Source organism: Paraburkholderia sediminicola (assembly GCF_046026895.1).
In the GTDB taxonomy this organism is placed as follows: Bacteria; Pseudomonadota; Gammaproteobacteria; order Burkholderiales; family Burkholderiaceae; genus Paraburkholderia; species Paraburkholderia sediminicola_C.
Genome location: NZ_JAQQEU010000118.1, coordinates 1 through 14,911, shown reverse-complemented (window position 1 = coordinate 14,911; position 14,911 = coordinate 1). Strand labels below are relative to the sequence as shown.

At 59.1% G+C, this 14,911-nt stretch carries 12 protein-coding genes and 4 pseudogenes; 6 read left to right on the top strand and 10 right to left on the bottom strand.

The features are described 5' to 3' along the window. Positions 1–176 precede the first annotated feature (176 nt). Positions 177–254 (top strand): annotated as a pseudogene (locus PQR02_RS37595) (integrase); the annotation flags it as partial. 877 nt (positions 255–1,131) lie between these two features. Beyond that, a complete protein-coding gene (locus PQR02_RS37590; protein WP_408242910.1) occupies positions 1,132–1,779 on the top strand; it encodes a potassium channel family protein in 648 nt (215 codons plus the stop codon). 35 nt (positions 1,780–1,814) lie between these two features. Here the strand turns inward: PQR02_RS37590 and PQR02_RS37585 are convergent. Both PQR02_RS37585 and PQR02_RS37580 read right to left on the bottom strand, forming a co-directional pair. Further along, positions 1,815–2,405 (bottom strand): annotated as a pseudogene (locus tag PQR02_RS37585) (transposase); the annotation flags it as partial. 10 nt (positions 2,406–2,415) lie between these two features. Beyond that, positions 2,416–2,640 (bottom strand): annotated as a pseudogene (locus PQR02_RS37580) (alpha/beta hydrolase family protein); the annotation flags it as partial. A 77-nt stretch (positions 2,641–2,717) separates the two neighbouring features. Here PQR02_RS37580 and PQR02_RS37575 point away from each other — a divergent pair. Further along, positions 2,718–4,418 (top strand): alpha-amylase family glycosyl hydrolase, encoded by a 1,701-nt coding sequence (locus PQR02_RS37575; protein ID WP_408242909.1) that lies wholly within the window; start codon positions 2,718–2,720, stop codon positions 4,416–4,418. Between the two features lie 797 nt (positions 4,419–5,215). Then, complete coding sequence (locus PQR02_RS37570) at positions 5,216–6,019, top strand: transglutaminase-like domain-containing protein (protein ID WP_408242908.1); 804 nt, start codon at positions 5,216–5,218, stop codon at positions 6,017–6,019. Between the two features lie 45 nt (positions 6,020–6,064). Here the strand turns inward: PQR02_RS37570 and PQR02_RS37565 are convergent, their stop codons facing one another. Then, entirely contained in the window at positions 6,065–6,370 is a 306-nt protein-coding gene (locus PQR02_RS37565; protein ID WP_408242907.1) for a hypothetical protein, read from the bottom strand. A 125-nt stretch (positions 6,371–6,495) separates the two neighbouring features. On the opposite strand from PQR02_RS37565, the gene PQR02_RS37560 reads away from it, so the two are divergent. Both PQR02_RS37560 and PQR02_RS37555 read left to right on the top strand, forming a co-directional pair. After that, complete coding sequence (locus tag PQR02_RS37560) at positions 6,496–7,029, top strand: hypothetical protein (protein WP_408242906.1); 534 nt, start codon at positions 6,496–6,498, stop codon at positions 7,027–7,029. Positions 7,030–7,320: 291 nt separating this feature from the next. Continuing rightward, positions 7,321–8,481 (top strand): IS30 family transposase, encoded by a 1,161-nt coding sequence (locus tag PQR02_RS37555; RefSeq protein WP_408242905.1) that lies wholly within the window; start codon positions 7,321–7,323, stop codon positions 8,479–8,481. Between the two features lie 425 nt (positions 8,482–8,906). Here the strand turns inward: PQR02_RS37555 and PQR02_RS37550 are convergent, their stop codons facing one another. The 7 genes and pseudogenes from PQR02_RS37550 to PQR02_RS37520 form a co-directional block, all read right to left on the bottom strand. After that, a complete protein-coding gene (locus PQR02_RS37550) occupies positions 8,907–9,197 on the bottom strand; it encodes a type II toxin-antitoxin system RelE/ParE family toxin (protein ID WP_408242904.1) in 291 nt (96 codons plus the stop codon). Continuing rightward, positions 9,194–9,502, bottom strand: coding sequence for a type II toxin-antitoxin system RelB/DinJ family antitoxin (locus tag PQR02_RS37545; RefSeq protein ID WP_408242903.1), 309 nt, complete (start codon positions 9,500–9,502; stop codon positions 9,194–9,196). Before PQR02_RS37545 ends, PQR02_RS37550 begins: the two co-directional genes overlap by 4 nt. A 69-nt stretch (positions 9,503–9,571) precedes the next feature. Next, on the bottom strand, positions 9,572–10,612 hold the full coding sequence (locus PQR02_RS37540) for a tyrosine-type recombinase/integrase (RefSeq protein ID WP_408242902.1): 1,041 nt from the start codon (positions 10,610–10,612) through the stop codon (positions 9,572–9,574). Continuing rightward, positions 10,498–11,868, bottom strand: coding sequence for a hypothetical protein (locus tag PQR02_RS37535; RefSeq protein ID WP_408242901.1), 1,371 nt, complete (start codon positions 11,866–11,868; stop codon positions 10,498–10,500). The genes PQR02_RS37540 and PQR02_RS37535 overlap by 115 nt, the downstream gene beginning before the upstream one ends. A 142-nt stretch (positions 11,869–12,010) precedes the next feature. Continuing rightward, entirely contained in the window at positions 12,011–13,789 is a 1,779-nt protein-coding gene (locus PQR02_RS37530) for an alpha-amylase family glycosyl hydrolase (RefSeq protein ID WP_408242900.1), read from the bottom strand. 578 nt (positions 13,790–14,367) lie between these two features. Then, positions 14,368–14,682, bottom strand: coding sequence for a hypothetical protein (locus PQR02_RS37525; RefSeq protein ID WP_408242899.1), 315 nt, complete (start codon positions 14,680–14,682; stop codon positions 14,368–14,370). 71 nt (positions 14,683–14,753) lie between these two features. Beyond that, positions 14,754–14,911: pseudogene (locus PQR02_RS37520) on the bottom strand (IS4 family transposase); the annotation flags it as partial.

Here is a 14,911-nt window from a genome sequence, read left to right as displayed (position 1 = left end):
ATAACGGCACTCCAGGGCATGTCGAGGGCCGGCCCGAGTTCGGCTTATCCGAAAGTTCTCACAAAGCAGAGGGTTTTTTGATTGGCGGTCGCGGCCCGGACATATGAACAGGGTCGCGACAGAATCAACCCGCGACCGGTGATCAAAAAACCTCTGCTCTATTGCCTGCAGGCAATAGGCTTGAAAGCACAGTCCGGTACCTCGGCATCGAGGTAGATGACGCACTTGAAATGGCGGAACAGACGGAGGTGTAGGTTGTTAGGCCGGTCAGCGGGTGGGCACTGACCGGCCAACTAGAGATGTTCGACAGCTTGTTTTAAATCGTTGACGATCCGGCGAGGTAGAGCTAGGAACGGCGCCGGTTTCATTCAACGGCGTTTCATGTTGACTCGGAAAAAGTATTTGCATATCTTGATCAGTCCGGGGAGTTGCTACCCTCATTTCCCGGCGTGTGTTTCTGTAGCCTGCCGACTCTCATGGCGGGCTATTTTTTTGATGCACGCGCACGCCGTTCGCGCTCACGGGAGCAAGGACGGTTTTTGAAACCTTTCCTCGAGCCCGTCCCACAGCGGCACGACAGGCAACGCCCCAAAGGCCGCTATCAGATAGAGCCAACACAAACTCACTGTCGGCGCACATCTGACTGAAGCCGGCTGTCGAACTTCTGTAATCGAGACAACCGACCGCACAGGGTCGCGTGCTGTCGATCGCGACCTCGGGAGGTTCGCATGGAGCATGCTATTTGCATGAGGCAGTAGCCCGCCAGGTACGGCCATTCGTCATTACGGTCATAGGGACGCTCGAACGTCTCCTCCAATTGTCAGCAGACATTCAATTGCCAAATGCCCCGCGTGAGGTTGCGGGCCGACTCCGACGAGATCGTAAGGTTGGTGCGCCGGGGGCGCCCGACCGTCAGCCGGAGTTGTGCCTTGCTCGTACTGGGAACTGAACACCGCTTTGAAACTGCCGGCGGGTGTGATTCAATTGCCGAACATGCGGTGCGCCCCAAGCCCGGTTTGGGTCTTTGAAATTCTCGCGAAGAACTGAATAACCTGTATTCGTTTGACGGGAGAAGCGATGTCCTGCATACAACGATTGGCAGACCGCGTCGCACCGTTACGCAAGGCCAGCATGGCCGCGCTTCTGGTGCTCCTAGTGATCGCCGTGTTTGTCGCGCCATTCTTCACTGAGCGGAACAGCCCGATGGGCCGGATTGCGCAAGACCTGCTTCTTTCGTTAATCCTCCTGACCGGCGTAGTGACGGCAACAGAGCGACCCAAGGCCTCCGTGCTGATCGCACTGGTTGCTCTGGTTGCTATCGCTGTACGCGGGGCAAGTTGGGTATTTCCGGCTGACCTCACGCTGGCGCTGCGTGACGAAACTACTCTTCTTGCAGCTGGGCTCATCAGCGTGACCATCGCAATGAGTGTTTTCGCTCCAGGAAAAGTCACATTTGACCGGATACACGGAGCCATCGCTCTTTACATACTGGTGGGCGTCATCTGGGCGGAGGCCTATCAGCTCGTCAGTATCCTGCTTCACAAGGCGTTCCATTCCGCTACGCTGGATCAGAATTCAGAGAGCGTCTCAACTTGGATCTATTTCAGTTTCACGACGTTGACCACGGCAGGGTATGGCGACATTGTGCCCGTCGCGCCTCAAGCGAGATCGCTTGCGAATCTCGAAGCGCTGATTGGCCAACTCTATCCGGCTATCGTGCTCGCGCGACTTGTATCATTGCATTCGACCGGCGGTAGTCCCGGGGAAGACAAACCGTGACGACCGAGTCCGTTCGATAGCGTTTGGTTCTGAAGCACACCAGCATACTTGTCGGCCACGAGCAGACGCGCACGATGATAGAAGTAGGAACTGCGAGCTAGCCCCAATACGGCTAAAAGCTCTGACAACGTGTAGGGGTTTTTCGGGGCATCAACCAGCATCGTTTTCTCCCGGTTGCTCAGGAGTTGCGGGACGATGCCCATTCCTTTTTTTATCAGTTCGTTCGCCTTCTTCAGGATGTCGTGCTCGAGCTGCAGTTGCCGGACGTCGCGTCGAAGCGATTCGACCTGCTGTTCCAGTTTCGCACGCTCACTGTCCGGTGCTGGCTTCTTCTGGCGTTTCATGGATGCTGGGGCTTCACGACCGAGTAGCTGGTTCTTCCAATTGTAAAGCGTCGGCCTGCTCACCCCTGCTTTCTGGGCAAGCAGGCCCGCGCTTTCCTCTCTGGTGCACAGTTCGATGACTGCCGCCTGCTTCACCGCCGGCGATTTCGGAATGCTGCCAGTTGCTCTGCCGACAATGCGTTTTCCGATTTCGGGATGCAGCTCTTCGATCCAGGCGGCGAGCCTCCCGCGACTCGGATATCCCAACGCCCTCAAGGTTGCAGCAGCACAACGGCCATGGTTGTTTTTTGCCTGGCGAGTGGTAAGTCGCGTCCGAGTCCGAAGAGTAGCAATAGGATTCGAACGCGTGCAGGTCAGTGCGTGCACCGGCCAATTCCAGCGCGGCGTAGCCACCTAATGAATATCCGACTGCGCCGATCCGGTCACGATCGATATCCGGGCCAAACTCTGGATCGTCAAGCACGCTGTCGAGCACTTCGCTGAGATCGGTCGCCGTTTCCCACCAGAGCAAGAAGCCTACTGGCAAACACGAGGCTGACCGGCGGACGTATCGGTCGTACACTTCGGATAGTTTGATGAGAGGTGAGGTCGAAAATGCGATACACACACGTTCGTTTAAGATCGGCCATCCTCGCAGCGATCATAAGCTGCTGCATTGCGGCATGCGGGTCTTCCGACAGCTCCGATCAGCTGGCCCTCCAGGTACCCTCGCCGGAGTGGCGGGATCAGATTATCTATTTCATTCTGACCGATCGCTTCAATGACGGCGATCCGACCAACGACAATCAGGGCGCGGGCGAGTTCGACCCGACAAATAACGCCAAGTACAGCGGCGGCGACATTCGCGGCATCGAACAGAAAATCGCCTATATCCACGGTCTGGGGGCGACGGCGGTCTGGCTGACGCCGCCGGTCGCAAACCAGTGGTGGGACCCGCTCGTGAACTACGGCGGATATCACGGCTACTGGGCTGCGAACTTTGAGCAGGTCGACAAGCACATGGGCTCGCTCGACGACTATCGGAATTTGTCGAGCGCCCTGCACAAGTCCCAAATGTATCTGATACAGGACATTGTCGTGAATCATACCGGCGACTTCTTCTTTTATGACGGCGCATGGAACGCGAACAATCCCGCGCTCGGCTGGTCGCGCAATACTGCATCAGTTCCGGTGACCGCGCCGACGCAAGCGCCCTTCAATATGGACGACGCAACCGATCCCGCCCAGCGCGCCGCGGACATCTACCATTGGACACCCGACATTAGCGACTTCGGCAATCCGGACCAGTTGTTCAACTATCAGCTCTACGGGCTTGATGATCTGAACACAGAGAACCCGGTCGTGCGCGAAGCCCTCAGAAGCAGCTATGGATACTGGATCTCAACGGTCGGCGTCGATGCATTTCGCATCGACACGGCTTTTTATGTGCCCCAAGCCTTCTTCAGCGACTTCATGTACGCAAACGATCCGGCAGCGCCCGGTATCCGTCAGGTAGCACTTTCCAATGGCAAAGCCAGCTTTCTCGCGTTCGGCGAGGGTTTCGTCACAGACGCCCCCTATCAGAACGCAAGTTCGGTGAAGATCGAGTCATATATGGTGGATCCCAGCGGCGCCGACATCCTGCCCGCGATGCTCAACTATCCGCTGTACGGCACGCTGTGGGATGTCCTGACTCAACGGCATGCCACGGCTGAGCTTGGCTATCGGATCCAGGACATGATGCAGGTGTTCAGGCGTCCCTATCTGATGCCGACGTTTCTTGACAATCACGACGTCGACCGCTTCCTCGCGCATGGAACGATGGCTGAGTTGCAGCAAGGGCTGCTGCTGATAATGACGTTGCCGGGCATACCGGTAATCTATTACGGAACTGAGCAGGCTTTCACCGAGCAAAGAGGCGCGATGTTCGCAAACGGCTATGCATCGGGAGGCCGCGACCATTTCGACACAGCCGCGCCGCTCTATCAGTTCATCGCGCAGATGGCCAACTTGCGCAAGAACAACAAAGTTCTCTCGCGCGGCACGCCGGCAATTCTTGACCAGGACAGTGCGGGGCCAGGGGCTTTCGCCTACAAGATGTCTTATCAGTCGACGGTTGCCATCGTCGCCATTAATACGTCGGACACCGCCGCTGTGACGAGAACTTTCGCCACTGGATTGCCTCACGGCACGGCGCTTGAGAGTTCTGCGTCGGTCGGCGCATCGTCTTCCCTTTCGCTCGTGGTCGGCGTGGATCAAACGGTGACGATCGCAATGCCGCCGCGCTCCGCTTTTGTGTGGCTGACGGCCAGATAGACCTGCTTCGTCCGTCGACGCTCGGGCCATACTATTAAGAGGCCAGTTCAAGTGCGACGCGTGTCGCCGTCCGCCGGACGTAAATCGGCAATGTAGTGGATAGCAAAGCTTTTCTCTGCCTTGTCACATTCAACAACCTGAATATCGGAATTTGAAGCCGTGACCTGCTGTACGACCAGCAGTTGCCTTCTATGAGGAGAAGATCGTCAAGGCTTTTTTGGGTTTGCGGCCTTTCATGGGATCAGTACATTTTCTGCCCTCTTGCGCGTCATGCAGGCGCATTGGGGGGACGGAACTATCTATCTCGCACGTGTCCGAAGCGTGTTGCGCACGTGAGACATCGAGATCACGCACGATGGAAAGACGTACTTCGGTTCGCTGGTGAAATCTGGCGTGAAAGACGAGCTGACCGCCAACGATGGGCCTACCTGGTGGCCGAAATCGCGGGTCAAGCCGCAATCGACGTGTTACTCGGGCCAGTCGACTGATTCCATTTTTTCTTTTTTCCGACTCGGTACCACGTCGTACCCGGGACGGGTCGCCGCGTTCGACGCTACGACGCACAGAGTTGGCGATCGGACCGCCGACGTCATCTGAGCCTGCTTGGCATCCGATTCCGGCGGGGATGTGACCTCTTTCACGGAGTGCCGCGCAGACGGTAACGCCGGCAGGCGATTGTTTTTGATGCAGGCCTGGAGCCCGGCATCGTGCGATGATGTTTGTCATGCCTTCCGCAACGCTCCGTAATGCCTGGCCGCAGCACTCCCCCAACGATCAGTTAAACCAGGAAAGCTTTGATGAAGCTTCGCGTCGGATATGAACTGTCATTCGAGTGCTCCAGACCAACACCGATGATGCTGATGCTGAACACGCATTTTTCGCATGCGAAGGATATCCTCGTGGCGGATGTGCTCGTTACTGATCCGCCCGTGCCGACAAGACAGTACCGCGATCTGTTCGGCAACCTGTGCAGCCGGATTGTGGCGCCCGTCGGAGGTGTTGGACTGCGCACGACGGCGCTCCTCAATGTATCTGGCGCCATGGAAACCCGGCCCGGCGACGATTGGGCTCATCCGGTCGAGCACTTGCCCGACGATACCCTGGTTTTTCTGCTGGGCAGCCGCTATTGCGAAACTGATCTGATGGTCGAAACCGCGTGGCAGCTCTTTGGCCAGTGCACGCCCGGCCTCAAGACTGTGCTGGCAATCTGTGACTTCGTGCACCAACATGTCGAATTCGATTACAGACATGCGCGGCCAACCAAAACCGCATGTGGCGCGTACCAGGAACGCAAAGGCGTCTGCCGTGACTTTGCACATCTGGGCATTACGCTGTGCCGTGCGATGAATATTCCGGCGCGATACTGCACCGGCTATATCAGTGATGTAGGCTTGCCGCCGGTTACAGCGCCGATGGATTTCGCGGGGTGGTTCGAAGCCTACGTGGGCGGCACCTGGCAAACCTTCGATCCGCGAAACAACGCGCCGCGCATCGGACGCGTTCTGATGGCGTACGGTCGCGACGCAGCTGACGTCGCAATCAGCAATGCATTCGGGCGTGCGGAGCTAACGCACTTCAAAGTGCACTGCGATCAGGAATGACCAGGCTACAACCGTCTAACCGTGAGCCGTTCCTTGCTGGCGACATCAGAATGAACAAGTCTCATCCGGCTTGCCAGCGCCAGAAGCGGCGAGCATTTTGACGGCATATTTTCCGCGACGGTTGACGTCATGGCGGAGCACGCCGTTGATGCGACGGCGATCGCGCAGTTTGCTGATCTGGACGTGACCGAGAAAGAGGAGGAAGAAAAGACTGCCGATGACGGATGGAGCGCGGCAAAGATAAATTCCAAGCTTGCGCAGAGCTTTGACTATTTCATAATTGCGGTCCTCGTGAACGGTTCGGGTGCGACCTGTCGAAAGGCGGAGCTCAGGCCGGTGTTCCAGCGCCATTCTGTGTGCGAAGAATCCAGCTCTATGGGATTACGGAAAGGCTGCCGAATTGGCGGCACTACACGGTTGCGAAGCTGTATCTGCAGGAAAGCGACGCGATCGGCTCGTGGAACAAGGACTGGGCCATGCTGGCGACGCAGCGCAGGGAAGCCGTGCACTGGTCATACAGCAATGACCGCGACGCGGTTCATCCGAGTCTCTTTCTCGCCAACGTGGGACTCGCGCTGCTCCAATGGATCATGGCGGACAGTGGGGAACTGCGCAATCTGGCCGCGCCTATGTGGAAGAAGCTCTTCGAATCCGTCCTGCAGTTTGCGACCCACTGGAGTCTCGCGGACGACAAGTGGCGAAGCATACTCGAAGGGCTTTTAGCACGTTACCCCAACGCGTTTCGAGCCGCTGGAGGCGGTGCTGACGTCGGTGCACTCTGGCCGTATCTCGATGCGCTCGGAGGCGACGACCTCCTTTTCACTGTTGCAGTCGTTCACGTTCTGCTGAACGGCGGGCATCTCGATTCTCTGACTCGCAGGGACTGCTCCGACCCGGACGTGGTTCAGCGTATTCAGGCATTCCTCGACTGGGATGCATCATTTGGTGGACGATCAGTAGGGCCACAGGTTCTCTCTGCGTGGAGGAACGCGGTCAAGAGCATGAGTTGACCGCGCCAAGCCAAGCGGTCGCTCGATTGCGGAAACGGGTACTCATGACGTCGAGCATCGGGGACGCGACGGTAGCCTAGCCGAAGCGCGGTTCGGCCTCGACAAAGTACGCGGCATCTTGGCGACGCACCGCGACAAAGGAGCACATTGCGCATTGTCACCGATAGTTGTCAGGCCAATCGTGTCCCGGCGATAAGACGTCGATTTATTGGCGAGCGGCTGCTTATCGGGGCGGATTCAACCGGTGGATGCAACACACTTAAGACTGCGCAAGCAGTGGGAGTGTTGCAGATGAAACAGCGACGCCGGATTTACTACAGCGAGAAGCAGAAAGCGCTGATGTGGGAACGTTGGCGCAAGGGAGAGTCTCTCCAGAAGATCGCCCAGCTTTTTGACCGGAACCACTCGTCTGTACAGGGGATTCTGGCTGAGACAGGTGGAATCCAGCCACCACAAAGGCATCGATCGAGATTGGCATTGACGCTGGAGGAACGCGAAGAGATCTCACGGGCACTTGCGGCCGACGATTCGATCCAGTCAATCGCCATGCGACTTTCGCGAGCTCCCTCCACCATCTGTCGTGAGATCAAACGTAACAGCGGCCCGGACGGCTATCGGGCAAGCCACGCCGATCAGCTCGCGTGGGATCGCGCGCAGCGACCCAAAGCCTGTAAACTGGTTGAGCACCGGATGTTGGCGCACATCGTGGCAGCCAAGCTACAACTGCAGTGGTCACCGCAGCAGATCGCCGGATGGCTCAGACGCGCGTATCCAGACAACGAGGACTACCACGTGTCCCACGAGACAATCTATCGTTCTCTCTTCATACAGGCCCGTGGGGCCCTGAAGAAGGAGTTGCTGGAGCACCTGCGGCGCACCCGGGCCATGCGCCGTTCGCGCCATCACACGCTAAAGACGGAGGATCACGGCAGGATTCGCGACACCGTATCGATCAGCGAACGCCCGGCTACCGTTGAAGACCGCGCGGTACCGGGCCACTGGGAAGGTGATCTGCTGTGCGGTAGCGGCAGCAGCCAGATTGCGACGCTCGTCGAACGCCAGACACGCTATGTCATGCTGGTGAAGATAGCCAGCAAGGACAGCGAAACGGTCATCAATGCGCTCATCAAACATGCCCGCAAGTTACCGCAGGAACTCTACAAGTCACTCACCTGGGATCGGGGGACGGAGATGGCCGGGCACAAGCGCTTCACCGTCGCCACCGACATTGCCGTCTACTTCTGCGACCCGCAACATCCCTGGCAGCGTGGGTCGAATGAGAACACGAATGGACTATTAAGACAGTACTTCCCGAAAGGTACCGATCTGTCAGTGTATTCGCAGGCCAAACTCAACGCTGTGGCAAGACGACTGAACGAGCGTCCAAGAAAGACACTGGATTACGACACGCCCGCCGAACGATTCCAGCAAACTATTGCATCCACCGGTTGAATCCGCCGGGTGAAGCCGACGCTACAGCGTCCAAGAGACGCGACACCCAACCGATTGCGCTAACCATTGGTGCGCTTGACATCAGTCTGCCGGCCGGCAGGCTCGTTCGTGAAGGACAATCCGCCAAGGACGAACTCATTCGTGCCGAGGCAAGGGCAACAACGTTAATCTGTATGTGTGGATCAGCCCGACGGGTAAGCCGGGAAGCTATCTGCTGTTCGCGTTGGGTGCGGGTTACGCATTTCAGAACGGGCTTACCACGGTTCCAGTCTCGCTCACCGTCAACAACAATTCCGGCAATACCAGTGTGTCGCCAAACTACGTGACATTCGTTCCAGGTGGGCCTTGGTGCCCTTCACACAGTCGCAGCCTGAACACAAGCTCGCGCCAATCCATACGCTCTGGCGCGAGTCCAAGGAACATGGTTAACCCAACATTTCATCGGGCCATAGCTGCGCCCCGTGCAACACCCGCAGGATGCGCACTGTTTCCCCCGTGATCCGATAGGCCGCGATATACGGTGTTCGGCTTATCACTAGTTCGCGAGTACCTTCGATGCGCCCCGGACGACCTGTCTCGGGAAACTGCAGTAGCTGCCTGACTTGCACACGGATCCGATCATCCACGACGACGGCCGCATATGGACTGTCCTCTTCGATGTAGTCAAAAATCGCGTCGCGATCCTCTATTGCGGAAGCAGACCATTCAAGCCTCACGCGTCACCTTCGCCGGCTTTGCGAAGGGCCGCGGCGCGGCGCCTGGCGAAATGAGCTTCGACTTCATCGTCTGAGGTAGCGGGGCGCGGGTCGTCCAATGCTTCCTGCACCTTCGCGCGGAACCAGGCGTCATGTACAGCCGGGTCGGTCGCAAAGGCGAACGGCAACGCACCTTCATTGGCAACGCGCGTCAGGAGGATTCGCACGGCATCCGAGACAGTCAGTCCCATGTTGTCGAGCACCGCAGCCGCGCGCTCTTTCAGCGCGGGGTCGATGCGCGTTTGCACTAATGCAGTCGCAGCCATGACGATACTCCTACGTGTAGCTCCAGATTCCGCATTGTAATTCATTTGAATGACAATGGGTGTCACTATTCACAAAACGGGGACGGTCAGTCGTGACACTTCACGCGCCACCGCGCGCGTGCCGAAGGTGTGCCGGAACGCGTGCGCGGAGGTATTCGCGAGCTGGACCAGATGTGCTTTCGGGACGTCCGGCCGCGCCCCAAATTCGACGGTCATACGCTGGATGGCCTGACGGACCAGATGCCCGAATGCATCGGCCGAATACGGCGCCTCGACGGCGCCGCCGTGTTTCTCCAGCGCCGGGCCGGTCGCCGGAATCACCAGCGGCACGATCAGCGGCGCGGAGTCCAGCGGCGCATCGAAGTCGCGCCCGCGATCGGCCCAGTGTTCGCGCAGCGCGCGCACCGTGGCCGCGCTGACCGGCACCGTGCGCTGTCTGCGGCGCTTGCCGGTCACCGTCAACGCCCAGACTGGGGCGCCGCCCGAAGGGCGCGGCGACAGGCGCAGGTTTTCGCGACGGGCGTGCGCCGCTTCATCACGCCGCAGCCCCGAATCGCCCATCAGCAGGATCGCCGCGCGCGCGGTGCGCCACTGCCGGGCTTCGGCGTCCTGTCCCTCCGCGTCGTCCCCGGCACAGCGGGCGTCGAGCACGGCCCGCAGACCCGTCCACAGGTCCGCCGGCAGCGCGCGCCTGACCTGCACCGCGACCTCGCGGGTCACCGTCACCGGATCGTGCACCGCGCTCCACGGATTGCCGGCCAGATAGCGCACCTCGACGAGCCACGCGAACGCCGCGCGCAGCACGCGCACCGCATACGCCTGGCTGTCGGCCGACAGCCCGCCGGGGGCAAACGGCCGCCAGCGGCCGCCCGCGCGGGACTGCTTCGGGCCCGTGAACGCCGGCGACGGGGCCGAGAGAAAATCCTTGTAGGCCTCGCAGTCCTCGACCGTCATCGACGACACCGCCACGCCGCGCACCACCACCGCCCACAGGATCAGGCGTTCGAGCTCGCGTGTGTAAGCCCGTAGCGTCGCCGGCCGGTCCCGGTAGCGGTGCAGGTACGCGTGGATCGCCGCGAGGTCGTGCGGCGCACGGATGAACGCAAACACCGTCGCCCGGTTGGTGCCGCGCTTTCCGGTTCCATGCGCCCCCTCTCCGCCGGACAGCTCCGCCGGCACCGCGAGCCGTTCGAACGGCGCCAGCCGCGGCGCGAGCGGACTGCCGCCAATGACCACCAGGTCGCCGGTCCCGCCCTTCCCGCAAGCGCGAGGATCACCTTGGTGTCGGGCGAAACCGAAATGTTTCCCCGCTCGGTGACGAGCTCGTATACGCGCTGGCCGCCCGCATCGCTAATCGTGTTCAACCGGATTACGTGGCAGCGCGGGACGACCATCACGCGCTTTTTGACGTCGTCTCCGGCGGATTCGGTAACTGCTTCCCGCGTCGCCTTGGTCAGCAGGGGTACGGCGCTGAACTTGTTGAAAGGAAAGAATCCAGCATGGCCGGGCTGCCCTTGCACCGCGAGCGGCGCTTCGAGCTTTGCCAGGTTCCGGAGCTTCTCCTCGAGTTGCGTGAGCTGCACCCCGCTCGGCAGAGGGTTGGGCAGATCGACGCCGAGCAGCGCCGCTAACTCGGCCAGTGTGAACGGCGTGTCGCTGTAAACAGCGGCCGGGTGGTCGGGTAGACTCGCGAGCGCGATTGCGTCGGTGATGCCGCCTGCGGTCAATCCGTCGAAGAGCTGCGAGCGCATCGCATGATGCAGATCGCCGAAGATGAAGTCGTTGGTGGCGGTCACTCCAATCTGATCGCTAGACTGGCGGAAGTAACCTTTGCTGCCGTCGGGTAACCTCGTCGGGTTCAGGTCGTTAAGGACTGACGGAGGCCACGCGGAGGTGGGCGTTTCAGAATCAAGCAGCCGCGGCGACCAGCCGCCCCAGAAGACAGAGCGGCCCCCGAGGCAATAAGCTAAGCCGGGAAAACCGATCGGGTCGTTCGAATTCCATGCGAGGCCCCAGACCTCGCTCTGCGGCAAGTGATCCTTGCGCGCGTCGGGGTTCTTTATGCCGAGGCCCGGGAGGTTCTGCACGTGTTCCGGCAAGAAGAACGGTCCCCCCTCGAGCACTAGAATGCGCTCGGTGCGGCTCGTCGCACGAAACCAGAGATCCTCGGCGAGCGTTGAGCCGAAGGTCCCGCCGCCGATGACGATGAAGTCAAATGGCCGCAGATCCCCGCGGGCAGGCAGGCCCGAGGCCGCGCGTGCGTTCGGATCGATTGTGACCAGCATCTCGTCGAAAGTGTTGCAGATGTACCGCCCAAGGACATCGCGCGAGAAATCGGTGTCGGGCGTAGGCAGGGAAAGTTTCACTTGTTCTCCACTTGTCGAGCGTTGAGCCGAGCCCGGGCGGTGGGCCGCCGTGCTCGCCAGGAAGTCCTGAGTAGATAGCTCACGACCTTGCTAATCCTTCACCGCCCCCCGATAACTCCGGGACGAGGCTTCGCTGGCAATCTCAGAGGGGCCCCTGCAGTGCGGTCCATACCCGGCCATAGTGGGAGGGGACCGAAAGCGTCGTCTCAGCGAGCGGAACGACCCCGTTCAGGGAAAACTCGCCGCCTTCTAGTTCGTCGGAATAGTCGCCTGCGGCGGGAAACCAAAATGGCACCGTCTGCTCAACGTCCCCAGTATTGACTGCCACGAGGCTGTATTGGGTGTCCTCGTATCGAGCGAAAAGCAGCAGACCTTTCGACAGGTACCGATCCCAATCATTGAAGAAAAAGTATGTTCCCCGGCGGATATGTGATCGCTCGCGCCGAAGGCGAAGCAGCTTCCTGATCAGCGTCACGATCTGCTTCCCCGGGTTGTCGTAGAAGTAGTCCCACCGCAGCGGCCGCAGCAGCGCAACGCGCCCGGCGCCGAAATCAGGCATGAAGTAGTTTTCACAGAACTCTTCGCCTTGCCAAAGCATCGGAATTCCCTTGCTCAGCAGCGTGGCGATTAGAAAGGGCTGCAGCGCGTACCAACGCTCCCGATCTCCTTCAAGAAAAAGGGGATTGCCGGCTTCGTCGGGGTTGGTTAAACCGAAGTTGCAGATGAATCGCTCGTGATCGTGATTCTCGATGTACTGCAACGCTGTCTTGGAAATCACATCTCCATTTGCCCTGTCCTCCTCTATGTACCCAAAAAGACCGAGTGACAGCCCCCAGTCCGCGAGCCGTCCTCGGTCGCCCCGGGCAACCTCCTTTGCAGCATCGAAGGTCCGGTTTTGCCATGTACAGTTCGAATAGGACTGGCGCAAAACGTCCTCTGGCGCCTCAAGTTGCTCAGCACATTGAATCAACCTGAGTGGCGAGCCGCCACCTGCGTCGAATCGGTTCCAGTAAGGCTCGGCTTGGCCAATGCGATTTTGCGCAAGACGGTACGTCTCATAGACCAGATTCGCATATCCAACACCCAGCGGACCGTCCCAGTAGTTAGGTACACAGTCGTAGCGGAAGCCGTCCACGTGGTATACCGAGAGCCAGTGATGATTTACCGTAAAGAAATAATCCTGCGTTAGTTGACGTCTGAAGTCAGTGCTCTTTCCGAAATTGCTAAAGTAGTCTTTGGCAAACGGCCCCATGAACGGGTTCTCGCGATATTGAAGACGCGTATAGGCGTCGAAGTATGGAAAACCGACGCCCGTATGGCCGTATACGGCATCAACGATAATGGCGATTCCATGCTGATGTGCAATGTCCACGAGTCGCTGAAAGTCGGACCGTTTACCGAACCGTTCGTCGACTCCAAAATATCCGATCGGCAAGTATCCCCAGTCCACCTGCTCGCCCACATTGGATAAAGGCATCACTTCGATCCCATTGACGCCAAGATCCTGAAGGTATGCCATGAAGTCGGCGGCATGATCGAACCCGTTACCGAGTTCGGCTATATTGACTTCATACAGTATTAGGTCATCCAGCACGGGCGTTTTCCACTGCGTCTCCGACGCGCTCCATGCCCAAGGCTGGTATCCGAGCGTAAAAGCTGAAACCTTGCCGGTACCAAACTCCCGCGCGAACGGATCGATGATCCAGTCCAGTTGGCCGACTGCCGGGTTGTCGACCTGATACCGATACAGGTAGCGGCCCTCGGTTCCCCAGGCTGAGCTCGTCTGCGCGGGCTCAGTTCCGGCGATCGGTACTGACACCGACCAGAAGTCACCGTGCGGCGCACGAATGCTGTGCGCCATGGCGTAATTTCGCGGAGGGATATTCTGGAGGAATTGATCACGTTCGTGGATGATCTTCACAGTAACCGCGTTGCCATCCCCCGCGGAAACCCATGGCAGCCAAATTCCAAATGTTACCGTGCCAGCATTCTCAATTGCACCTAGGCTATCAAGTGGAAGAAGCGCTCCTGACATGTCCCCTCCGTTCTTGAAACGCAGCGGTGCAGTCCACAACTGGCCTGCTGCACGGTCTCAAATGCTCCGACCGCCCTTAGCGAACCGCTTGCGGTTCTCGAACAGACGGTGCATCGGAAGGCGCGACTGCCTTGGCGAATGTGATTCATTTCGAGCGTCACGGCCCAGTATTGGTACCCAACGCGAAATCGTCGAAGGGCGTAACGCGGTCGGCCCTGGTCCACACGCTGGCTCGACAGTCCAGCGAGGGGCTGCTACCCGGCAGGCCACAGTTCCGCTTCGTCGGTGGAGCGCCAGTGCGGTCTTTGTCGAAGCTGATCGTCGTTCCATTCTTCTCTGGATCCGTCCCGGGTCAGCCAAAATGCTGAACCATAGCGCCGCGGTTGACGAAAGCAAACGTAATAATTCATAGCGCTAAGCGAAAGGTAGGCGATTAGGTGTATCCAATCAGACAAAGACACTGCTCACTCCGCCACAGCTTGTTGTCTCTCAAACGGACCACATAAAAATATGCCGGTGTAAAGGTATCCAACTTCGCCGGAGACATATAGCAGATGCAACGGGGACGAAGGCCAAAACATCCAGGTCTTGACTACGTCGAACGATGACATGACGTGCATTCTGCGCATGTCGAGCACCAGCTTCTCATTGCCTTCGCACGCGATGAAAGCGAGCCGTTGCTGCGGCTCGATCATCAATCTGTGATTGCCCCGAGCGCCGGGCAGTTCGATGCGCGCAATGATCGGATCGATCGCGGGGGCGATCTCGGTTTCGGCCACGTGGAAACACGATTTTGAACGCAGCGCCGGATCGTCAGCGGCGCTGGCGACTACTTCCCAGCAGGCGTTGGACTTTTGGCGTACACCATTTCGTTGGTGTCGTAGCCGCCAGAGTTGATGTCGGCCACCAGATGCGTCGGAATGGCGGCCAGCGTTACGGAACGCAACTGTGGATAGCTGGCCGCCTTGCCACTAGCATATGGTTGTGCGCCGAAGTGGGCGGTTGGCC

Bases quoted from the DNA above. Each gene is read 5' to 3' on its own strand.
- PQR02_RS37570 (WP_408242908.1), top strand. From the start codon at position 5,216: ATGAAGCTTCGCGTCGGATATGAACTGTCATTCGAGTGCTCCAGACCA.
- PQR02_RS37575 (WP_408242909.1), top strand. From the start codon at position 2,718: ATGCGATACACACACGTTCGTTTAAGATCGGCCATCCTCGCAGCGATC.
- PQR02_RS37545 (WP_408242903.1), bottom strand. From the start codon at position 9,502: ATGGCTGCGACTGCATTAGTGCAAACGCGCATCGACCCCGCGCTGAAA.
- PQR02_RS37560 (WP_408242906.1), top strand. From the start codon at position 6,496: ATGCTGGCGACGCAGCGCAGGGAAGCCGTGCACTGGTCATACAGCAAT.
- PQR02_RS37590 (WP_408242910.1), top strand. From the start codon at position 1,132: ATGGCCGCGCTTCTGGTGCTCCTAGTGATCGCCGTGTTTGTCGCGCCA.
- PQR02_RS37565 (WP_408242907.1), bottom strand. From the start codon at position 6,370: ATGGCGCTGGAACACCGGCCTGAGCTCCGCCTTTCGACAGGTCGCACC.
- PQR02_RS37555 (WP_408242905.1), top strand. From the start codon at position 7,321: ATGAAACAGCGACGCCGGATTTACTACAGCGAGAAGCAGAAAGCGCTG.